Source organism: Streptococcus jiangjianxini (assembly GCF_040225085.1).
Taxonomy (GTDB): Bacteria; Bacillota; Bacilli; order Lactobacillales; family Streptococcaceae; genus Streptococcus; species Streptococcus jiangjianxini.
Genome location: NZ_JBEHGL010000007.1, coordinates 54,194 through 77,914, shown reverse-complemented (window position 1 = coordinate 77,914; position 23,721 = coordinate 54,194). Strand labels below are relative to the sequence as shown.

Sequence of the window (23,721 nt, the reverse complement as noted above, 5' to 3'; positions counted from 1 at the left end):
ATGATCGTCATGAGAATGCTCTAAATTATTTTAGGCGTCGTTTGACCTTCCAGATACTTGCTCCTAAGGCTGGTAGCGTGAAGCTTAGCGTCTGGTCATAATCTTTCCACTTTGTTTTCACTGTTTTCTGTGGTGAATTGCCCTTAGTCCACGTTCCACCATAAATCTCAAGTTCAGTATTGATCACTTCTTCGTAAATACCTGCTACAGGCACCCCGACCGTATAATCTCGTCTTTCGACCGGTGTCATATTGAAAACACCAAGAAGAAGCTCGCCTTTTTTGGTTTGTCGAGCAAAGGCTAAGATGGTTTCTTCCTTGTTATCTGCATCAATAATATCTATACCATCGTATGAATCATCAATCTGCCACAAAGCTCTATGGTCTTTATAAAAACGATTCAGTTGACTGGTAAAAAATTGCATTTTTTGGTTCATAGGATCTTCGATATTTTGCCATTCTAGCTGTTCATGCGACTTCCATTCTAAGAATTGGCCAAATTCTGACCCCATGAAAAGTAACTTCTTACCAGGATGGAAGATCTGATAGGCATAAAGATTGCGAAGTCCTGCAAATTGCTTGTAACGATCCCCCCACATTTTGTGCATCATACTTTTCTTACCATGCACTACCTCGTCATGTGAGAAGGGCAGAATGTAATTTTCCTTAAAGCAATACATAAAACTAAAGGTGACTAGGTTAAAATCATTTTTGCGATAGATAGGATCTTCTTCATAAAATCTAAGAATGTCATTCATCCATCCCATATTCCACTTGTAGTCAAATCCTAAACCACCCTCTTCAACTGGCTTGGTTATTGGTAAATGTGATGAAGACTCTTCAGCAATCAACATGACTCCAGGGTGATAACTTTTCACAATCGTTGTCATTTTTTGTAAAAAGTTAATCCCTTCAAGATTGCGATTATCTCCGAAAATATTGGGTGTCCACGGTCCTTTATCAAAATCGCGATAGAGCATGTTCGTCACAGCATCAACTCTAATACCATCAATATGAAAGGCTTCAATCCAATAAAGAATGGATGAGATTAGGAAGGAATGAACCTGATTTTTTCCCAAGTCGAAATTGAGGGCTCCCCAGCCAACATTTCTAGCTCGATCAGGATCTTGGTATTCAAAGGTTGGTGTTCCGTCATAGTAAGCCAGAGCATCATCATTTTGCGTGAAATGACCTGGTACCCAATCAACGATGACACCGATATTATGGAGATGACAAGCTTCCACAAAATCTTTAAATTCTTCAGGCGTGCCATAAGTATGTTCAAAAGCAAAGTATCCCATAAGCTGATAACCCCAACTCATGCCTAATGGATGTGCCATCACAGGCAAAAACTCAACATGAGTGTAGTTCATCTCAACCAGATAGGGAATCAATTCCTTTTCGAGCTGTTTGAAGGTGTAGCGATTTCCCGAATCATCTGTTCTCCAAGAGCCAGCATGAACTTCGTATATGTTGACAGGGCGCGATTTGAATCCAAAGCGTTTTCGGCGTCCCATCCAGAGTCCGTCTTTCCATTTTCTGTTATCTGACTTTTGTAAAATAGCTCCCGTGCTTGGACGATTTTCCAGATAGCGAGCAAAGGGGTCAATCTTTTCAATAACTTGGCCACCTTGCCTTTGAACGAGAACCTTGTATATTTGACCTTCGCAAGCATAAGGACTATGACCTTCCCAAACACCCGTCTCATGTCGTTGTAACTGCAGGGGAAAGTCGTACCAACCTGTAAAATCACCAATGATCTGCACATTTTCAGCATTTGGAGCCCAAACCCTAAAATGGTAACCTGTTTGCTCATCACCAGAAGCTTCGTGCGCCCCTAAAAAATCTTGTAAATGATAATTTTCTCCTATACCTAAGGTATAGAGATGCCCATCTCTATCCATAGCACCATCCTTTCTGCAAAGCTTTACAAATATTAGAATTATCTGTCATTTATCACTAAAAAATATATCATCACTAGTACACTTGGCACTATTGACACGACAGGGGTAAACTACCGAACCAGAATCTTTTTTCCTGCCTTCAAAATACCAAAATAACCCTTAGCGGTTACTAGGGTTATTGGTGTATTTCAAAGACCAGCGTACTTAACGTTTCAAGTTCAGGATCTTGAGGTTGTAAACGCTTCATGTTTGAAAATAGTATATCATATTTTTCGTTTTCTGTCAGTGAAATTTTCAATTTTTTTCCACTTGTATTCAAAATAATTCGGTATTTCTGATCCCCATCAATAAGGAAACTGATATGACCTGAAGATGGGACTGCGTTTTCAATGTAAACATGGCGCCGAATGTCTTCGAAGCTGCTCCATGAGAAAGCTTTATCCCTTGTTTTCAAATCAATTAATTTCCGAACAAAGGTAATTGTTTCTTTATGGTAGGTTACCAAATCCCAGTCAATCTGATTGACTGCGTCCGGCGCGTTGTAAGAATTCATTGCATAGTGCATATCTTGAGGCGTTAGTTCGCCGTCTTTGCCAGTTGCCACCCGTTTGGTTCTTAAAAATTCTTGACCTAGCTGCATAAAACACATGCCTTGTGATAAGAGATTGATGGTCGTTGCCATTTCAACTCGCTTGGTATGCGTTTTATCATCATCGGAAGGGTGTAGGGTCCACAACAAATCGTTTAAATTATAATTATCGTGAGCCTCGACGTAATTAAGGACCTGATTAGGTGCTAGATAATCAACTAGCTCATCACTACCTAAAATGGATTTGGCAACGATGTCTTCTGTCGCTGCTCCTGATACAAAACCGTGTGTCAAATCACCGTAGACTTCCGCTCCTTTAACAGCGTCACGCTGATTATCATTAAAAAATCCAATTCCAGGCATTTGATTAGCATTGTCTTTTTTGGCTTTATCTTCTGGCATGAGACCAATTCCCATATCCCATCCTTCGCCATAAAGCAGAATTCTTGGGTCAATTTGGTCAACCATTTGCCGAATAGCATTCATTGTCGTAACATCATGAATTCCCATCAAATCAAATCTGAATCCGTCAATATTGTACTCTTCAATCCAATAACGAATAGAATCAAGCATATATTTACGGAACATTTCCTTTTCACTTGCAGTTTCATTACCAACACCTGTACCATTCTGGAAGGTACCATCCTGGTTCATTCTGTAATAATAGTCTGGCACTGTTAACTGAAAGGCTGAATCAACATTCGAAAAGGTATGATTGTAGACCACATCCATGATGACCCCTATTCCAGCATCATGATAGGCTTGTATTAACTGCTTGAGTTCATGGATTCGAGAGAGTGGCTCATGAGGATTGCTGGCAAAACTGGCTTCCGGCACATTAAAGTTCTCAGGATCATAGCCCCAATTGTAAGCGTAGTCACCATTTTCATCAAAGGTTTGGTGATGATCAAAAACCGGTTGTAATTGGATATAGGAGGTGCCTAATTCTTTGATGTAATCAAAGCCAGTTTTATCGCCAAAACGGTTCCTTGTTCCAGTTTCAATCGCTCCTAGGTATTTTCCGCGATTCTTTTCTCGCACACCTGACGAAGGAGACTTGGAAAAATCTCGAATGTGCATCTCTGTAATAACGGCCTGGTTAGGATTTTCAACCCTCCACTTGGCTTCTTTACCGTGTTTGACACTAAACCCCTGAGGTGCCATCAATACTGGATCAATAATGATCGAGCGACGACCATTAGCAGTTGTGGCGGTTGAATACGGATCCCTCGTATCCGAGAAGGTTCGCCTGCGATAGTAAACTCGGTAAGTATAGGCATGGTAATTTAAGTCTTCGCTTAGGCTCAGCTCCCACAAGCCCTGAGTATTTTCTTGATGATTTTCAGGCTTTGCATTGGTTCCGCGTTCCATAGGGATAACACGATCAACACTAGCGTCTTCAGCCGTTGAGCGATATAGGATTACTTCCACTCTCTCAGCTGTAGGTGCCCAGAGGCGGAAAGTCGTTTCTTCTTTGCTATAGTTAGTTCCAAGCCAGCCATCAAATCCCCACTTTTTATCAAAAGCTGCAGCATTGATAGCCATATCAAAACTTCGAGGTCGTCTACGGCCATAAGATGGGCTAGCGACAGCCGCTTGCCGAGAATAGTAAAGTGTGTCATCACCATCTACAATCCAAACTTCTGTTTTAGGCACACCTTCTGTCTTATTAACACGGTATTCACTTGTCTTGTAGGTCCAGTTTTGATTTTTAATCATGACATAGACATGGCTTAAATAGTGCATGGCATCAAAATCCAAAACAGCTACCGCACCAAAACTGTCGTATCGTAAAAAGCGATCTTCTTGCCCCCACTCATTATCAAGCCATCTCCATAGGCTCAAATCAAAGTAATTTCCCTGTCGTCTATGGTAATGAACAATCACAGTATTTCTAATATTATACGTTTTCATCAATTCCTTTTTGCTCCTCAAAATCTTCTACCTCATGAGCAAATTTCTGAGCAATGGCTTCCAAAGCTAGATCTTCTGTTTCAAGTACCATAGCATTTTCAGAAATTTCGTCAGTATTGGCAAAGAATGTGATATGATTCTTTAAATTTTTCAAAGTAATTGGGGCATCGCCGCCATATTCACCATCAAGGTTGATCATCATACGATTTTGACTTTGTGGCTGAATCCTGATTTCATTGGTTTTGATATATTCAATTAAGGGGTGTTTCACATGCTTACCACCTTGTAAAACCAAACGAATCAAGTGAACGATTTCAAAAAGGTTGGCTGTTTTAACGACAATCAAGGTAAACATACCATCGTCCAGTTTAGCATCTGGGGCAATCGTTTCAAAACCACCAACTGAGTTTGTAATGGCAGCAAAAATCATAGAAGCTTGCCCTTCAAAAACGCCTTTATCGTGTGTAATCTTAACTGGTCTATTTCGAACGCGTGGCAAGAGCTCAACCCCTTTAGACAAGTAGGCCAAGTAGCCGAACATCGTTTTTAACTGACTAGGGACACTATAAGTCAACTCAGTCAAGGTTCCTGCAGCTGCAATGTTAATAAAATAGTTATCTTCTTCTGCTAGGCCAATATCCATGTTCAAGGTTTGATTTTTTCCTATCAATTTAGCCGCTTCAACAGGCTTGCCACGTGGAATTTTTAGAGCACGCGCAAAGTCATTGGTTGTCCCTGTTGGTATAATGGCCATCTTAGGTCGTCTGTCGAGGGGGGCAATCCCAGAAACGACCTCATTAATGGTACCATCTCCCCCTGCAGCAATCACCAAATCAAAGCCTGCTTGAGCGGCTCTGCGTGCTTCATCACGCGCTGAATTTGGTGCTGCAGTTGTCTTAAAGGCGGAAGTTTCATAACCAAATCCTTCCAGCACATCTAAAACTTCAGCCACATTTTTTTTCATGATTTCTTGCCCTGATGTAGGGTTGTAAATCAAACGAGCTCTCTTATGATTTGTCATCATTTCTCCTATTGTATCGTCTTCTCACTCTTATAAGTCACTTAACCACTTTTCCGATTCCACACGAATTCCTAGTGCTTGTGCTTTCTCTAACTTACTACCTGCGTCAGCACCTGCTACAACCAAGTCTGTCTTTTGGGAAACAGAACCCGTTACCTTAGCTCCTAAGGCTTCTAATTTCTCTTTGGCTTGGGTGCGCGTTAGTTCTTCTAATTTTCCAGTTAAAACAACCGTCATACCTGATAATTGTGCATCTTTAGACACCTTTTTACCTAGATAAGCTAGGTTAACTCCGGCTTGATCCAACTCATCCACAAGTAGTCTTGCTTCTTCTTTGGCAAAATAGCTGTGCACTGATTCTGCAATAACTGTACCTAGTCCATCAATAGCAGCGATTGCCTCTTCTTGAGCCTTTACTAGATTAGGGATAGTTTCAAATTCTTCTAGCATCAGACGGCTCGCTTTAGCGCCAACATGGCGAATCCCTAATCCAAAGAGCAATTTATCAGCAGAATTGTCTTTTGACTGCTGAATAGCTTGGTAAAGTTTTTCTGCTGATTTTTCTTTGATGTTTGGTAAGGTTAATAAATCATCAACTGACAATTGGTAAATATCTGCGACATCTTTGACCAACTTAGCAGAATACATTTTTTCAACAACTGAAGGTCCCAATCCTGCAATATTCATAGCATTTCGACTAGCAAAATGTTCTAAACTTCGTCGAATAAGGTTTGGACAAAGCGGATTAATGCAACGCAAAGCAACCTCGTCTTTGAGATGCACCAACTCACTCGCACACGATGGACAAGTCGTCGGAATAGTTAATGGTTCTTGGTTGGTCCGCTTATCCTTGTTAACCCGTAAAACAGCTGGGATGATATCTCCCGCCTTGTAGACAATGACAGAATCTCCAAGGCGTATGTCTTTTTCAGCAATATAATCAACATTATGAAGGGTTGCTCGGCTAACAGTTGTTCCTGCTAGCTGAACAGGCGTCAAGTTGGCGGTCGGTGTGACAACCCCTGTGCGTCCAACAGTCCAATCCACAGAGAGCAGTTCTGCTTCTTTTTCCTCAGCAGGAAACTTGTAAGCGATAGCCCATTTAGGAGCTTTTACGGTAAAACCTAGTTCTTCTTGAACATGTAAATCATTGACTTTGATAACAATTCCATCAATATCATATGGTAACTCTTCTCGGTGCTCTTGAATCCTTTGAATAAAGCTCCAAATCTCGTCCATAGAAGAGGTAATGAGACGTTCTTGATTGACCGAAAACCCAAGTTCTGACAAGTGACCTAGCACTTCTTCTTGATTATCTTGATGACTTGGGCTGGCTTCTTGATACAAGAATGTTGCCAAATTGCGTTTAGAAACAATGCTAGTATCTAACTGGCGCAAAGTACCTGCGGCGGCATTTCTCGGATTGGCAAACTCTGTTTCGCCATTTTCTTGGCGATCAAGATTGATAGCAGCAAAAGAAGCCCTTGGCAGATAAGCTTCTCCTCTTACGGTAATATCGATAGGCTTTTCAAGTCTTAGAGGAATATCTTTGACACGTTTCAGATTTTCAGTGATGTTCTCTCCAATAGAACCATCACCACGGGTGGCTCCCGTAACCAAGTTACCATTTTGGTAAGTCAGGGAAATAGATAAGCCATCAATTTTTAATTCTGCGACATAACTTGCCTTAGGAAATTCAGCTTTGACGCGAGCATCAAAAAGGTCTAACTCTTCTCTCGAAAAGGCATCTTCTAAGCTATAAAGTTGATAGACGTGCTGGTATTTTTCAAAACCAGAAAGAACCAAACTTCCAATGCGATAGGTAGGGCTGTTGTCTTGGATCAATTCTGGGTATTTCTTTTCCAGTTCAACAAGTTCTCGATAGTATTTGTCATATTCGGCATCAGAGATTGATGGATTGTCTTGGGTATAATATTCTTTAGCATATTGATTGAGTTGTGCAACCAATTCTTTCATACGATTTTCCATATCCCTATTTTAGCATATTTACCTGTTTTTATAGAATGAGATTGTTGGAAAATCATAAAATAAGAAAAACCTATAATCAAGAAAATGATCAATTAAAGGCTTACATCATCAAAAAAAGTCTAGGACAGTTGCCCTAGACCCAATACATACGACTATTTTGTAAAATCGATTCGTTTGGAGAGACTCTTAATAATCAATGACCCAATGAGGAGAGAAACTAACTCACCAACTCCTGAAGTGAACCAAGTTAGGAAGAATGGTAGCTGAGCAATTACTTTCAACTCGAGTGCTACCGTGAACATAGACGCAGCAAAGAAGAATGAAAAGTAAAAGAAGGCTTTGTCAAACAGGCCATTAAAGAGCGTTTGATTATGGAATTTCTTAAAGAGTAAAACGCCTAAAGAAACAAAAACTAGTGTCGATCCGCCACCAACGATGACGTCAATCATACCAAAGCTATAAAAGTTAGCAATCATACAACCAAGTGTTACTGCAATGATATACTTTGGATGATAAAAAGCCAGAAAATTAAACATTTCAGAGACACGGAACTGATAAGCTCCATAAGAAATGGCATTTAAGGGTGGCGTAATCGTTAAAACGACATAAAGTGCGGCAACTAATGCGATCTGAACATAGTCACGAACAGTAAGATTTTTCATATATTCTCCTTTAGCGGTTCAACCGTTTGTAATATGCTTGGTGAAAGGGAAGTAAGCACCAAGGGTTGTTTGAAACAACATTCCTAGTTTATCACAGAACTAGCAAAAAAGATAGAGAATTTCTAAGAAAAAAACGTAAAAACCTTGTCAAGTCACTCAAGTTTTGTTAGAATGAAATGGTTAATAACTATGGCAAGAAAATTGCTATGGCAGAAAGGAAACATTAACAATGAAAAAAGATATTCATCCTAATTACCGTCCAGTAGTTTTCCTAGACACAACTACTGGTTACCAATTCGTTAGCGGTTCTACTAAACAAACTAACGAAACTGTTGAATTTGAAGGAGCAACATACCCACTTATCCGTGTTGAAATCTCTTCTGATTCACATCCATTCTATACAGGACGTCAAAAATTCACACAAGCCGATGGCCGTGTGGACCGTTTCAACAAAAAATACGGTCTCAAAGATCCAAACGCTGCGAAATAATCACAGTGTTACAAAAACCACTTTCCCTTTATGGAAGTGGTTTTTTTACTGTCCAAACTGCCTAAACAGTCACCTTAATATTTGACCTTTTCCAGTCAACAGACCCACGCTTAAGACCAAGCGTTAGCACAAGAAAAAGCTCTAAAATTTCCCCATTGTAAATAGGTCCCTTGGCACATTACAAGTCCAAACTAGCCAGCAAGGAAAACATCTCTAGGGGATTTGTAGCCTAATTTGTTGCTGGGATAATGACTTAGCCAATTTTCAATAAATGCGAAGAAGTATGGCATACTACCATTTCTAAGCGTTTTAGTGTTTCATAAAGTAATGTCCATACTTCTTTTTTCTGTTTAAGAGAGATTGTTTCCCTTATGGTCCTAGTATATCCTCTTCTCTCTACATTTCCTTTAACAAGGTCATAGAAGGCGCTTTTAGTGTATGAGACTGCTTGCAACTGAAATTGGTTAGCGACTCAATCCTGTCTGATGGTTGGCTTTTTACGACCTCTCATCAACTATCGTAAAAAAACAATATTGGTGAGATATATTTACTAAAATGTCTCATTCAACGTGTCACCATTAGGTAATACGTTAATGGAGATATTAGTGTCCCACTACTGTTTCAGTCGATGATCCTTTAATCGTTAGTTACTCAATCATCAGTATAGTAAAAAGCAGATCGTTACTTAACGACCTGCGAAAGGTTTTGGGATATGAAATTTTAATGTGCTAACATTTCTTGTGCTACTTCATGACCTGATAAGTCAGTTGGGTAGTAAGTTGGCCAATGCTCAAGCTCTTTAAGAAGAGCATCTTGGCTTTCTCCACCAAAGTAGATGTGGAAATGCTCAGCTTTATTTGGACGAATATCATGATCAGAGAATTGAACATATTTGAATTGTCCAGCATCTTTGTCGTCAGTTTCAAACATGAAACGAACGCCACGGTTACCTTTTTCGTAATTCAATGTTTCACGGCCAGCGTATTTGTAAGTAAACTTATGAGATTTACCGTTTTGGACAAATTCCATGGTCATTTTTTTACCGTCAATATTAATTTGTTCAACATCTGTTTTGTATCCAGTTGTGTAGTAGTCTTTGTATTCAGCAGCTGACATGTCTGGATTTTTCTTGGCTTTGTAATCGAAGACTTCATCTAGAGTACCATCTTGGAGCAATGGGTAAACAGATTGCCATTTACCAGACCAATCTGATAATTTGCGGTCTTTGATTTGACTATCTTTGAAGTAACCATTATAGACAGTTTTTTCAACGCCTTTTTCTGGTTCAATTTCTTTCCCTGCTTTGTCCGTTGTTTTACGAAGAGCTTTCAAGTTTTTCTCCATTACAGAGATATAGTCTTCACCTTTTTTCATCTGTTTAGAGGTCAAGCTTTCAAGTGGATTTAGCACTTCCGTTTTAACGCCGGCTTCATCAGCAAGTGTTTTTGATACTTTTGAAGAGGCATTTTCTTCAAAGTAGATGTAGCTAATATCGTATTTTTTAACGTATTTTGATAGTTGAGCAAGGCGTTTTGCAGAAGGTTCTGCTTCAGCTGATACGCCAGTGATTGGCACTTGGTTTAATCCATAGTCAAGAGCAAGGTAACCAAAGGCAGCATGTTGTGTTACAAAACTTTTTTGTTTCGCATTCTTCAAAGCGTCATCATATTTCTTGTCAAGATCTGATAATTTTTTATTATAAGCTTCGGCATTTTTCTTGAAAGCATCCGCTTTTTCTGGGAATTTTTTAGACAAATCTTTAGCGATGTTGTCCACAAGAGTTTGTGAGCGTTCAGGAGATAACCATACGTGTGGATCAAATTCATGGGTATGGCCTTCTTCTCCATGATCATGTTCTTCTTCTCCATGGTCGTGGTCATGTCCGCCGCCGCCCATTAGGAGCATATCTCCAGTGGCTTTGATGAAGTTTTCACCTTTGTTATCAAGAGATTTCTTAACTTTTGGCACCCATGTTTCCATGTTATCATCATCATAGACGAAGGCATCCGCTTTTTGAATCTTAGTAATGTCTTTAGTTGATGGTTCAAAGTCGTGTGCTTCTGTCCCTGCTTTGATTAAAAGACTCACTTTACCTTCATCACCAACAACTTGTTTGGTAAATTCATACATTGGATAAAATGAGGCAATAACTTCAATATCCTTATCAGCTGCTTGAACCGTTTGGCTATGAGCCACAAGACCTAGTGAAAATAAACTAACAAAACCCATTGAGAGAATTGATTTCTTTTTCATGATTTACTCCTTATCCTTAACTGGTTTAGTTTTTGCTTTACCGGTTAAGTATAGCATTTTTGTCATGAATGTCAACCCTGAAGATTCTATTAACCGTTTTCAGGCTAACATCAGCTGAAAATCATAAAGGACTATCTGTCATAACTACTCTTCGTTACAGGTATCGTTGTACGCCTAAAAAGACTTGATTATTGTCAATCAAAAAGTTTTAGTCCCCCTTCTTTAGCAGTCTATTATTAATTCTTTTCAAGGAGACATATTTTTCAACAAAGCCATTTACGGTTTTACGCAATCGGTTGCGTAAACTAAAAAATTAAGCTAAACTATTACATATCTTAATAAAGGAGAGATAAACATCATGCCTAATCAAACCATCATGCAATATTTTGAATGGTACTTGCCCAACGACGGTAAGCACTGGAAGCGTCTCGCAAAAGATGCTGAACATTTGGCTAGTAAGGGGATTAGTAAAGTTTGGATGCCTCCTGCTTTTAAAGCAACCAATGCCAACGATGTCGGTTATGGCATTTATGATCTTTTTGACTTGGGCGAATTTGATCAAAAAGGAACCGTACGTACCAAATACGGTGATAAAGATGAGTATTTAGAAGCTATTAAATCCCTTAAAACTCATGGTATTGAGCCTATTGCAGATATTGTTTTAAATCATAAAGCTGCTGCCGATCGCATGGAGCATTTTGAAGTTATCGAAGTCGATGCCAATGACCGCAATCGTTCTTTATCAAAGCCTTTTGTTATCAAAGGATGGACGCATTTTAACTTTGAAGGTCGCCGGAAAATGTATAACGATTTTGAGTGGCACTGGTACCATTTTACAGGAACAGACTATGATGCCAAGACGAAAAAAACAGGGGTCTATTTAATTCAAGGCGACAATAAAGGTTGGGCTAACGAAAATTTGGTCGATAGTGAAAACGGTAATTATGACTATTTGATGTATGCCGATCTGGATTTCAAACATCCCGAAGTTGTCCAAAATCTCTATGATTGGGCAGAATGGTTTATTGAAACAACAGGGATTCAAGGGTTTCGATTGGATGCTATTAAGCATATTGACTCCTTTTTTATAGCCAATTTGATCCGAGACATTAGGGAAAAACACGGGGAGGACTTTTATGTTTTTGGAGAATTTTGGAATCCTGATGAAACAGCAAATAACGATTACTTAGCAAGTGTCGGTTATCAGTTTGACCTTGTTGATGTCCGTCTACACCAAAACTTCTATGATGCTAGTCACCATAGAGACTTCGACTTAAGACTTATTTTTGAAGGCACTTTGGTTAACAATCATTCGACAAAGGCTGTCACTTTTGTTGATAATCATGACACACAAAGAGGGCAAGCTTTAGAATCAACGGTTGAAGAGTGGTTTAAACCCGCAGCCTATGCTTTGATTTTACTCCGAGAAGCTGGGATTCCGTGTGTCTTTTATGGTGATTACTACGGTATCAAAGACGGTTTTCCGCAACAAGCCTTCACAGAAACGATTGACCTCCTCTTACAGCTGCGTCAAGACTATGCCTACGGCAAACAGGTGGATTACTTTGATAAAAGTGATTGTATTGGTTGGGTAAGACTGGGGGATGATACCCACACCAAACCATTAGCGGTACTTGTAACAAATGGTACTGAACAGGAAAAGAAAATGTTTGTCGGAGAATCATGGGCAAACCACCAATTTTACAATCCCTTAAACAAACAGGAGGCGCCCGTTACCATCGACGAGGAAGGTTGGGGGATATTTACAGTAGCCACTGAATCCATTAGTGCTTGGATACCAAGTGAGCATTAGTCCGTTTATTAATCTTCCGTGACCATTTTTTCCATAACTCCATAAGACAAGGCTGTTTTCCAAGCCGCCATGTTTATCCTTTTTTTGTTTCATAAGGTGGGGTCTCTAGCTAAAACTCAGGGTCCTATCAGAGTTGACCTCTTAATACTCAATGACAAACACAAGCAGACAAGGCTACGCCGATGTAGATAGAACTGAACTTGCTCAACTCAAGTCAACAACGTTTGCTTTTGAGTTAGTATAAAACGAAGCAATTCATGGTCACTTCAAAACTCTTAGCTTTATCCAGATAACATCACCGCCAAGCAGAATTCTAGGAGCTTCTGGTATCAAATGATGACAAGCTACTGATACTCATCCAAAATCAAAAAATAACACGATGTACCGAATAGCAAAATAAGATTCCGCAGTTTAGAGCGAGTGAAGTAAGCTTAAAAAGTTATTTTCGCCGTAGTGGTATGATTCGTGACAGCAACACTGTCACGAATAACGGAATTTTTAAGACCTAGGCTCAAAAATTAGGAATGAAACTCCGAAGGAGGTAGCTTCCGCTCGCACTACTTAAGAAAAAATTAAAAAAGTTATTTTTGAAATTAACTGAATATTAACCATTACGTCTGATAGGTATAACAATAACCGTAAAGAAGCTGGAGCAAATGCCCAGCTTCTTTACGGTTATAAATCATCAGCAAACTTATTGATTTTTCTTAGGCGGTGGTTAACACCGCTCTTGGTTAGAGGAAAATCTAGACTATCGGCCAATTGTTGCATGGAAAAATCTGGATTAGCGATACGTACTTGAGCTATCTGCTGCAGCTCTAGCGGTAAAGCATCCAAGCCAACAGTATCCATGATTTTGATGATATTATTGATGGTTTTCATACTGGCACTAATGGTCTTTGCGATATTGGCTGTTTCAGCATTGTTAGCTCGATTGATGTCATTGCGAGCTTCACGGTAGATTTTAACTTCTTCATAGGTTTCCTTAGCCGATTCTGCCCCTACTAGGAGAAGAAAGTCCATGATGTCTTCTGCTTTTTGGAGATAAGTCACAACGCCGTTTTTACGTTCAATGACTTTGGCTTCTAGGAGGAATTTTTGCATCAAACGCCATAAATCCTCTGCATGGTCTTGATAAACGGAAAAAATCTCTAATTGATAACGACCTGATTCAGGATCTTGAATGGTACCAGTCGCCAAAAAAGCGCCTCGTAGATAGGACCTCCCCTTGTCATCCTCTTCCAGTATCATTGGATTGATACCTGTTTCAAAGCCAAAAAAGGAGTCTGCTAGCTGCAGATCGGACAGAATATCATTTACATGTTGGTCAACAAAAACATTATAAACTCTGTTCTTTCGAAGATTGGTCTTTTGATGGTATTTGATTTCAGGGTGAAGATCATAGTAGGCTTCAAAAAGAGAATAAATGTGGCGGGCAATCTTGGCATTTTCACTAGTAATAGAAAGAGTTAGCCCTTGTCCTGTTAAACCAATACTACCCGACATTTTGATGATGGCTGATAATTCTTCTTTGCTTTTTGGTGATTCTGTCAGAATTTCTTCTTTGACATTTGTGGTAAAACTCATAGGTGCCTAGTCCTCACTAAATCCATTAATTCTTCAACAACTAGTTCTCCTTGGTGGAAGGCTCCGCCATTCTCCAAACGTAAGAAATTAGACGAAATCACGCGCTTTGCATTATTTTTAAGCCCTTTAAAATCATGTTCAACCTGAACCAGATACTCGTCAAATTGGTTATTTTCCATATAGTCTTGTGGAACAGGCTCGATATTGACCAAAACAGTGTCGATAACATCAATATCCAGATGACGATTGAGAACAGCTAGGTGATCAGCATCTGTAAAATGCTCCGTCTCGCCGTACTGAGTCATAATATTACAAACATAGGCCACTTCTGCTGTGGTTTCAACCAGGGCCTGACGAATTTCTGGAATAACGAGATTTGGTAAAATCGATGTAAATAGGGAGCCCGGTCCCAGTACAATCATATCACTTTCCATGATAGCTTCTACCACTTTTGGACTGGCTGTTGGGATGTCGTCGTTATAGGTATTGGTCACGTAGACATGATCAATCAAGCCGTCATACTCTGAAATGTGACTTTCTCCGATAACCTCATGACCATCTTTAAAAACGGCATGTAGGGTTAAAGGGGTCACGCTTGATGGGTAGATTTTACCGGTCGTATGGAAAAATTGTGTTAGGGCCTGCATGGCATTGTAGGTAGAGCCTTCCATTTCAGAAACACCTGCGATAATCAGATTGCCAAGGGGATGGCCTGCTAAAACACCATCTGTTTCATTGAACCGGTATTGGAAGAGTTCTTCATAAAACTTAGGCATATCGCTCATGGCTACCAATACATTACGCAAATCACCAGGGGGCGTGAGTTGCATGGCTGAGCGTAGTTTGCCTGAAGAACCTCCATCATCAGCCACCGTTACCACTGCTGTAATATCAACATGCTGATGACGTAAGGACTTTAGGATAACAGGAATACCAGTTCCTCCGCCGATAACTGTTATTTTAGGTTTTCTCATGAGCGGTTCACCGTTTCCTTACGTCGGTCTTTGTCTCGATGACTTTCATTGATGGACCAGTTATTGGTCAAATCGGCGGCTAAACGATGCGCGAAAGCAACACTACGATGCTGACCTCCCGTACAGCCAACAGCAACAGTCAAGACAGACTTGCCTTCTCGTTGGTAAGCTGGCAAGATAGGTTCGATTAGTCCTAGCAAGCTTGTGTAAAAGTCTTCAGATTCTTGCTGACTCATAACGTAATCGTAAACTGGCTGATCAAGACCAGTCTGTTCTCTGAGTTCAACTTGATAATAAGGATTGGGCAAAAAGCGCACATCAAAGACCAAATCGGCATCTAGGGGAAGACCATATTTGAAACCAAAACTGATAATTTCAACACGAAAACCTGTTTTTTCAGTATTTTGGGCAAATTGGTCTGAAATTTCCTTTCGTAGATTGCGTGGTGTCAACTCTGTCGTATCAACCACGTTTTGACTAAGACTTTTTAAGGGGGCTAGAAGTTCGCGCTCTAGTGTGATCCCATCTAAAACACGACCATCAGCTGCTAGAGGATGGCTACGACGGGTTTCTTTGTATCGTGATACCAATTCTCCATCAGTCGCATCCAAAAAAAGAATCTTAAAATCAATAGCTTCGTTGCTCTCTAAATGGTTAAGAATGGTTGTGATTTCTTTGAAAAAGAGACGACTTCTCATATCAACCACAACGGCTACTCGACTGGTCCCTTCTGACTGTTCTACCAACTCTAGGAACTTGGGCAAGAGGGCTGGTGGCATATTATCCATGGTGAAGTAACCCAAATCTTCAAAAGACTGGATAGCTACGGTTTTTCCGGCACCACTCATTCCCGTTACAATGACGAGATTGATTTTATTTTCTGGCATTGCTTTCCTCCATATCGTTTTTATTATTATACCAAATTTTAAGGTCTTTTTAGGAATAACACTTATTCCAGCGACTTCTCACAACATCTACTAGGCAAAATCAAGTTAAAAATTCAAGAAATGTTAAATAGGCTGATCAAAACTGGCGTAAGTAGTTGTTAATCTTTTTGAGGCACTATAATAAGCTCTAGCTTATCGCCACCAAACAAGATTAATATAGCATCAATCTGGTTGATAGCATAGGCCTGTCTGAGGGATTTGGCATACAAGGCCATCTGGTCCTGATAACGGGCTATCATCTGCGAGGAATCTTTGTATCTATCCGTTTTATAGTCAAAAAGGATGATTCGATCTTCAAACAAGAGATAGCCATCAATAATCCCACGAATCACAAACGATTCACCACTGGCTAGGTCATCGGTTAACATGGCAAAAGGTGCTTCGCGGTGAAGCTTGTCCTGATTTGCCAAAATCTGCTGACCGAGATCCGTTTTAAAAAAGGCTTCTATTTTATCAAGCGGTAGGGCATCTATAAGTTCTGTCTGATCAGTCATCTCCTGTAAAGTCTGCTTAATGCTCTCTTGGCTAAGGTCTCTTTGCAAATCCAAGCGTTGCATCAGATCATGCAGCGCTGTCCCAACTGCTGCTGGTGTCAAGGTCTTTTTATCTGAAAAACTTGGTAATGTGAAGGTTACAGGGGCTTTTTCCTCTTGCACTCGGCTAATGAGGGCAATATCAGCTTTCTCTTGTTCCAACAATTTGGCTTTTTTCAGCTGACTTGGTGTTCTTAAACTTGGTAACTCAATTCCAGCTTGGTGCAGGGCATTATAGGACTGAACTTGTTTTAAATTGTCCAGAGCTTTCACAATGTCGTCAGATTGTCGATTATCCGCTAAATCCATCACATCTGGGGAAGCAGCCGCGTCAATGTTCTGAGTGTTCCCCGAAGCATAAACAAGGTCAATTGCTTGGGAGAAGCTATTTGGATAGGTTTCTGCTAAAGCTAATAGCCAGTCTTGGAAAGAACGTATTTTTTCGCGACGCCCTAACGGTAAAATAGCCTCTTCAGCATCGTCTGTTTGATGGCCATCTTTTTTATGGGCAGTCCCAACCAGATAGAGCTTCTTGATTGCACGAGTCATAGCGACATAAAGCAAGCGCATCCGTTCTGACAGACTTGCTCTAAGAACTACTTCTTTGTTGGTTTTAAAAGGTAAGGTTTCAAGAGTGACCTTGATGGGAAGACTGGAGTTATGGTTAAACCGCTCATCATCTGATAAATCAGCTTGATAGATAATTCCCACACCTGTTTTCTTCTGAGCAATTGCCTTGGCGTGAGACGTCTCTTTCAAGTTAAATGACTGATCCATGTTGAGAACAAAAACGTAGTCAAACTCTAAGCCCTTACTTTTATGAATGGTCATCAAGCGAACAGCATTTTTAGGAAGAGCAACAGATACATCTGCCAGATCATGCTCTTGTTCCAAAACGTGGTCAATCATCGTCACAAAACGATTCAATCCACGAAATCCTGACTGCTCGTATTGATGCGCTCTTAAAGCCAGACTATAGAGATTGGTCTGACGTTGCAAACCATTTGGCAGAGCCCCAACATAGTCTACGTAAAAACGATCATTATAGATTTTCCAAATCAATTCGTGTATCAAATGGGTCTTGGCAAATTGCCTCCAATTACTCAAATAGTCTAAGAATTGAGTAATTTTTTGGGCCAATTGAGTCGTGATTAAGTCCTTATGGTGCCCTTTTTGACGATTGGCTAAAAGGACTTTGTCGTAAAAGTTCATCAGTGTCTGTCTCTGATCTTGAACGGCAATACGCGCCAAATCATCTTCATCAAAAGAAAACATGGGAGATTTCATCAAGGAAACCAAGGCATAATCATTTAACGGGTTGTTAACCGTTCGTAAGGTTTCAAGCATGATCATGACCTCGGTTGATTTGAGGTAATTCATGACCCCATCATCTGCCACCAAAGGGATACCTGCTTCTGAAAACCGTTTTAAAATAGCAACGTTTCGGGTTCGAGAAGGTACTAAGAGAGCAATGCTTGAGAAATCAAATGACCCTTGACTCTTTTCTTGCAAATGTTTGATTTCATCGATAACCAAGTCAACTTGTCCTTGAGAGACTTCCTGATGATCCTGGGCTTCATCATCTTCTCTATCTAAATGGTCTTCTTGCTGATCATCATAGAGTAAAAAGGTCGTTTTATAGTCTGGAGTCGCCAACTGTTTTTCAGGATTGCCAGCGACTAACTCTTGCGACTGGTCGTAAACAATATCTCCTAATTCTTGGTCCATAAGATGGCTAAAGACGACGTTAACGCTAGTCACAACTTCCTTATGACTGCGGAAATTCTCTTTCAAGACGATCAGTTTCCCTGCCTGGGGATCACTGTTGAAAAGGTTGAATTTTCCAGTAAAAATAGTCGGATCAGCCTGACGGAAACGGTAGATAGACTGCTTGACATCTCCCACCATAAAGCGATTTTTACCATTGGAAAGCAAGTCCAGCAAACGCTCTTGAATAGGACTGTTATCCTGATACTCATCGACCATGACCTCAGCGTAATGGTCTTGAAAACCTTGTCTTAGCTTTTCATTCTCTGACAAAATGCGAATAGCTGCGTGGGCAACATCTGAGAACTCTAAACGAGATTCACTGATTTTCAGTGCTAAATAGCGGTTTGAAAAATCGCTCAAAAACGCTTGTAACATTTTCAACAAGGAAATAGCCTTGGGTTGCTCTTCATAAATCACTGCAATCATAGCGTAGAGCTGATGATACTCTGTCAATTTTGGAAATCGGCTGTCCCACTCTTTCTTGGTAAACCAAACATCAAACGGTTGGTGAAGCTTTTCTTTCATTAGGAAATAGCTTCTTTCAAAATCAGCTTCCGTGATGGTCATCAGTTGCTCCGCCATGGCAGACATTGTCTCATCAATTTGGTAGAAAAGGTTATCAAATTGTCTTTTCATAATGTCCAAGTCACTTGCTCTGACATCATCTCTGGTCAAGTCAGAGAAGCGGTAATGGTTGATGACAGGTTCAAGCTGGTATTTTTTTAAGTGAGTGCTAGCAATCCCAATCTTATCCAACTCGTCTACAAATCTCGCCAATTCTCTCTGATCGATTAAGCTAATGAGATGACTTTCTTGATTGGCTAGTTTTTGGATTTGAGTAGATAGTTTATCTAACTTACCTGTTTTAGTTGTCGTAGCTGGACGCCGACAAAGGGCTAAAAAGTTAGTCTTAGCAGCTTCTAACTCAGCTGAACTCGCTTGGGCTTGATCGACATCAATATTAGCATAGCGCGTCATTAATTCTGCTAGTTCTAGAAAATCGCCTTTTTTGCCAAAAACAGAAGCCCTGAAAGCCATAGTTGACACCAAGTCGCTAACTTGCCCTAATTCTTTTTGGGCTATCGCCTGAAGCACCTGTTTATGCTGTGCTTGATAGTACAGGCGAGCTTGTTCAAGCTCACCTTGAAGTTTTTCCAGCGCTCGATCCGGATAATAGGACTTTGCCGTGTAAGCAGATTGATCGATAAAATGCTCTTTCAACCAGCTTTCAGGATCATCCGTTGCCTGCATGAAGTGATATAACTGGTAAACCACATCCCGAAAGGCACGATTGGTCTTAGCCCGACCGGTAAAATTTCGAACTAACTCATTAAAATGAGCAGCCTTATCCTTATCTAAACGATAACTTTCAAAAAGATCACTAAACACCTTATCTTTTAAGAGTGCTTGTTCTGTCTCGTCTTGCAAAATACTGAAACTTGGGGAAATACCGACCAAATAGCCATAACGCGTCACCAGCTTCTGTGTAAAAGCATCCATAGTACCGATATCTGCCGTCTGAACATTAGCTAATTGCAGGGACAGATGAGCCTGACTGCTAGAATCTTTGGCACGTCCTAGGGCTAGGTTTAATTTTTTCTCCAAACGCTCTTTCAGTTCAGTTGCTGCCTTTACCGTAAACGTTGAAATAAAGAGCTGGTCCACGCCCACTCCACGTTCAATCATATCAATGATTCTCTCAACCATAACGAAGGTCTTACCAGAACCCGCAGAAGCAGAAACCAGTATGTTCTGACCATGGGTGTATATAGCTTCTATTTGCTCTGGTGTGCGTCGCTGCTGCCCAGCTGGCAACTGATTTTCAAGTTCAATCACTTGATTAATCTCTGTCTCACTTAAATAAGGCTTAAACATGGCTTCCTCCCTTCTTTGCCTGATTTTTGTCGTGTATTTTTTCTAATAGTAACTGCCGCTTTTGTGACGGGCTGGCTTTAATGCTTTCTAAAAAACGAGCCTGTCCCAAGTGCAAATCAGCTTCAAATCCAGTCAAAGCTGTCAATTGCTCACCAGCAACTGATTTCCCATCTTGACTATAAGGATTAATGGCAAAATGCCCCTTCAAAATGGTCTCGGCTGCTTCTTGGTATTGGGATTTCAACAAATTCAATAAGTCGTCCAGTTCCTGTTCATTATAGACAACAGCTTGTCTATTACGGCTGAATTTATAATCGTCTTCAGGTAAGTAAGTCAGAAATTCCTCTCGGAAAAGACCATCGTAACGCAAGTCGTCCTTGAGTTTTTGAGGAATTTTTCCAAATTCACTAATGTCTTTGAGGGCTAGGCTGGGTTCTTGCATCTGCAAATACATGGCACCAAAGTAATCGAGCTCATCAAAGAGAGGCTTCCCTGTTTTGTCCTTACCTTCTCTTAAAGCTAGAAGATAGGTTATCAACTGAGGACTAAGGCCATTGTAGAATTTCTCCAGTTGAAAGCGTTGGTGACTGGACTTGTAATCAATAACACCATAAGCCAAGTCTTTTGCATCTGATTGCAACTTATCCACACGATCAATAAAACCAGATACTTCTATGGGATGACTCGGTGGAGACTTAGGATCACCTGCTAACAGAAGCTTAAAGGGGGCTTCTTGGCGACTGACCTGAATATCATCTCTGTCTTCAAATAAACTTCCTGTAGCCTTAGCGATCATCTCCAAGATTTCGCGGGAATACAGACTTGCTTGATTTTCCTCATAAAGCGCTTGAAATGCCTTATCTTGCTTCGTTTCCATCAAAGCCTTGTCCAGCTTGTCTTTAAAACTTAAGGTCTCTTGGTTAGAAAGCGCCCGCTCAAAAACTTTGTGTAAAAAATTCCCGTGACTTCTGGCATCTGGATGAATAGAATCCTGCTCACGAAGACCAAGGATTTTCTCAACAAAATAAAGATACTGGTTATTGTAAAAACGCGTTAGTGACGAAGCCGATAGGTGTAAGGCCTGATTGGTTGGAAAGAGGACTTCTAAGACCTCTTTCGATAGGGGTTTGGTTGTCAACTCTTTCGAAATGTGACCAATCGAAATGCCTTTGTCAGACAATTCCTTCCGAATCACACGACCTAAAACATTCCAGTAAGTCACTTCTTCCTGACTCAATTTATCCAAAAATTGAGAGCGATTAAGGCTGATTAAGCGCGCTAAAACCTCTTTGTAAGAACCCAAATCGTCTGGGGCAATCTGCCCTAAATTTTTTTGTTTTATCGTAAGGGGAAATCCCAAGTCATTCGTTAGGGTGGTCATATAGGGCGACATGAGTTCTTGACCTTCGCCCATAAGCTGTGGATAAGACAAGACCAAGCCTTTATCGGCAGCATTTAAAAGAGAGATAGCTACAAAATGATTTTTCTTGAGATTATCTCCTGTGATGATGTCAAGTCGTCCTTGACCATTCACATTTTCATTAACCAGTTGACGCTCTTCATCTGTTAACAGACTAGTATTTTGAGATACCTTAGGAAAGGATGATTGCCCAAGCCCAATAGCATAGACATAGGGAGCCGAATGTGGCTCTATCAAATCATATGAACGCACATTAACCACATTAACCGTAGCAGGAACCGTACGGTAATCCGTTGATGTCATCCCATTGGCTAAAAGAGTTACCAACTCCAGCATGCTAAGCGACTCTTTTGCAAAGGCAAGTTTTGCCTGTTCCAATAAATCAGTAAAGACCTTCCACACTTGCTCATGTTTTTCAATTGATTCTTGGTTAGCATTGACGGTTAAGGTTTGCATATTCTGCGCTAAGTGGCAGTTTTCAAAGAAGCTCATCAGTTCTTGTAATAGAAAATCAATATCGCCTTGCACATGTAAGCCTGTCAAGGGTTCTATTAGTGATTGTCGCATATGGTTGAGTGCTTCTAAAGCATACTTTTTAAGTTCTTGTTGTTGCCCTTTTTCATCTGCTTGAGTTCGACTGATATTATGCTTGAAAGGTTTGTTGAATTGTCCAGCATTGATGTCTGCGAATTGACAATATTGTTCAAAAACGTCCAAATCATCATCCTTATATTGACCATAGAGACCTGTTTTTAACAGATTGATGACATCCTCTCTTTGAAAATAATAACGCAAGACTCGCTCAAGACTCATCATAAAGGCAGAAAGCGGATGGTTAACCATTGACTCAGCTCGTCCCCAGTAAAAGGGGATTTCAAACTGATGGAACAGGCGTTCAACAGGTAACTTATAAGAGTGTTCATCCCCTAAAAGCAATGTAAAATCCTTGTAGTCTGCCCCTTCTTCACGGATTTTGCGGCGAATATCTTTAGCAACTGCTTCGATTTCAACTTTTTGATTGGTAGCTTCCCAAAGTTGCAGAGCGGTTTGGTCACTATCAGTCCACTCAACAGTCACTGCTTCTTGAGATGTAACATCATAACTCGCTTCGAAGGCTTTTGACACTTTCGCGAACGTGGTCTCCTTGCTGTCTTCCAATAATTCTTCCGCTTGAACACCATGTTGGCTAGCTAGCGCTCGTAAAAAAGACACACTGGCTTCATAGACATTGCCCGATAATAACTGAGCATTGTAAGCTCTCTCAGTCGCATAGGCGCCAATAAGCACTTGCTCTGCTTTTTGATTAAGAAGTTCAACCAGCTGCTCTTCTTCTTCTGAAAAACGGGTAAAGCCATCGATAACAATAACCGTATCTTGCAACTGGTGATCCAACTTGCCTTCACTAAGGACCCGCATGAAAAATTGCAGCTTACTCTCACCACTCAAATGTTCCAAATGAATAGCTTCCATAAAGTGGCTCAAAATCGTTCTGAGCTCTGCCATTTTGTCCAAAGGATCCGTTTCTGATATAAGGACATCAAAGTCATCCAAAGTCAGCTGACTTTTGGCTAATTCCTTGTATAAATCGAGAACTTGTTCAATAAAACCAGGATCTTTTTTCAAGCGACCAAAAACAGGAAGGGATTGATCGGAGAGCTGGTTCAAGACACGGTAAAGAAGCATGCTCAAGCCTGCATCATTCAAATTAGCATTTTCTTTTTTCTTGGGCAACATAAAATAATTGGGCAGCTGACCAAAACGTGTCACAATCATTTGAAAACTAGCATGGCTCGGCAAGTAATCCAGTACTCGACGTTCTTTCTCAAAAGATAAGGAATTTGGGGCTATGTAAAAAACACGCTTACCTTGCTGAAGAAACCCTTCTGCTTTTTGTGTTAATAAATCCGTTAGAGAATTGGTAGGATTGGTATAATATAACTTCATGGAGACACCTAAAAATAAGATATTAAGCCCTTAAACA

The 23,721-nt window shown here is 40.3% G+C and carries 13 protein-coding genes and 1 riboswitch; of the genes, 2 read left to right on the top strand and 11 right to left on the bottom strand.

Features of this window, described 5'->3' with window-relative positions:
* Positions 1 to 25: 25 nt before the first annotated feature.
* From glgB to ABP870_RS04355, 5 genes are all read right to left on the bottom strand, one after another.
* Positions 26 to 1,903: a 1,4-alpha-glucan branching protein GlgB gene (gene glgB, locus ABP870_RS04375; RefSeq protein ID WP_350014263.1), complete on the bottom strand. Its 1,878-nt coding sequence runs from the start codon at positions 1,901 to 1,903 to the stop codon at positions 26 to 28.
* A 175-nt stretch (positions 1,904 to 2,078) separates the two neighbouring features.
* Positions 2,079 to 4,406 carry a type I pullulanase gene (pulA, locus tag ABP870_RS04370; RefSeq protein ID WP_350014262.1) on the bottom strand — a complete coding sequence of 776 codons (2,328 nt, stop codon included), beginning with the start codon at positions 4,404 to 4,406 and terminating at the stop codon, positions 2,079 to 2,081.
* Positions 4,393 to 5,427, bottom strand: coding sequence for a diacylglycerol kinase family lipid kinase (locus ABP870_RS04365; RefSeq protein ID WP_350014261.1), 1,035 nt, complete (start codon positions 5,425 to 5,427; stop codon positions 4,393 to 4,395). The genes pulA and ABP870_RS04365 overlap by 14 nt, the downstream gene beginning before the upstream one ends.
* Before the next feature lie 30 nt (positions 5,428 to 5,457).
* Positions 5,458 to 7,416 (bottom strand): NAD-dependent DNA ligase LigA, encoded by a 1,959-nt coding sequence (ligA, locus tag ABP870_RS04360; RefSeq protein WP_350014260.1) that lies wholly within the window; start codon positions 7,414 to 7,416, stop codon positions 5,458 to 5,460.
* A 152-nt stretch (positions 7,417 to 7,568) separates the two neighbouring features.
* The gene (locus ABP870_RS04355) at positions 7,569 to 8,078 is read right to left on the bottom strand and encodes a QueT transporter family protein (protein ID WP_350014259.1); all 510 of its coding nucleotides are present in this window, start codon (positions 8,076 to 8,078) and stop codon (positions 7,569 to 7,571) included.
* Positions 8,076 to 8,174, bottom strand: a riboswitch (PreQ1 riboswitch). It overlaps the preceding gene by 3 nt.
* Before the next feature lie 133 nt (positions 8,175 to 8,307).
* On the opposite strand from ABP870_RS04355, the gene ABP870_RS04350 reads away from it, so the two are divergent.
* Positions 8,308 to 8,568 (top strand): type B 50S ribosomal protein L31, encoded by a 261-nt coding sequence (locus tag ABP870_RS04350; protein ID WP_350014258.1) that lies wholly within the window; start codon positions 8,308 to 8,310, stop codon positions 8,566 to 8,568.
* Between the two features lie 720 nt (positions 8,569 to 9,288).
* On the opposite strand, the gene ABP870_RS04345 is transcribed toward ABP870_RS04350, so the two are convergent.
* Complete coding sequence (locus ABP870_RS04345; protein WP_350014257.1) at positions 9,289 to 10,821, bottom strand: zinc ABC transporter substrate-binding protein AdcA; 1,533 nt, start codon at positions 10,819 to 10,821, stop codon at positions 9,289 to 9,291.
* Between the two features lie 358 nt (positions 10,822 to 11,179).
* Here ABP870_RS04345 and ABP870_RS04340 point away from each other — a divergent pair, with 358 nt between their 5' ends.
* The gene (locus ABP870_RS04340; RefSeq protein ID WP_350014256.1) at positions 11,180 to 12,634 is read left to right on the top strand and encodes an alpha-amylase; all 1,455 of its coding nucleotides are present in this window, start codon (positions 11,180 to 11,182) and stop codon (positions 12,632 to 12,634) included.
* Positions 12,635 to 13,309: 675 nt separating this feature from the next.
* Here the strand turns inward: ABP870_RS04340 and whiA are convergent.
* The 5 genes from whiA to rexB all read right to left on the bottom strand — a co-directional run bounded on the left by whiA (position 13,310) and on the right by rexB (position 23,684).
* On the bottom strand, positions 13,310 to 14,221 hold the full coding sequence (whiA, locus tag ABP870_RS04335; RefSeq protein WP_350014255.1) for a DNA-binding protein WhiA: 912 nt from the start codon (positions 14,219 to 14,221) through the stop codon (positions 13,310 to 13,312).
* Positions 14,218 to 15,195, bottom strand: a complete 978-nt coding sequence (locus ABP870_RS04330; protein ID WP_350014254.1) for a YvcK family protein — start codon at positions 15,193 to 15,195, stop codon at positions 14,218 to 14,220. Before ABP870_RS04330 ends, whiA begins: the two co-directional genes overlap by 4 nt.
* Positions 15,192 to 16,082, bottom strand: a complete 891-nt coding sequence (gene rapZ, locus ABP870_RS04325; protein ID WP_350014253.1) for an RNase adapter RapZ — start codon at positions 16,080 to 16,082, stop codon at positions 15,192 to 15,194. Before rapZ ends, ABP870_RS04330 begins: the two co-directional genes overlap by 4 nt.
* 158 nt (positions 16,083 to 16,240) lie before the next feature.
* Positions 16,241 to 20,320, bottom strand: coding sequence for a helicase-exonuclease AddAB subunit AddA (gene addA, locus ABP870_RS04320; protein WP_350014252.1), 4,080 nt, complete (start codon positions 20,318 to 20,320; stop codon positions 16,241 to 16,243).
* Positions 20,313 to 23,684 (bottom strand): ATP-dependent nuclease subunit B, encoded by a 3,372-nt coding sequence (rexB, locus tag ABP870_RS04315; protein WP_350014251.1) that lies wholly within the window; start codon positions 23,682 to 23,684, stop codon positions 20,313 to 20,315. Before rexB ends, addA begins: the two co-directional genes overlap by 8 nt.
* Positions 23,685 to 23,721: the final 37 nt, after the last annotated feature.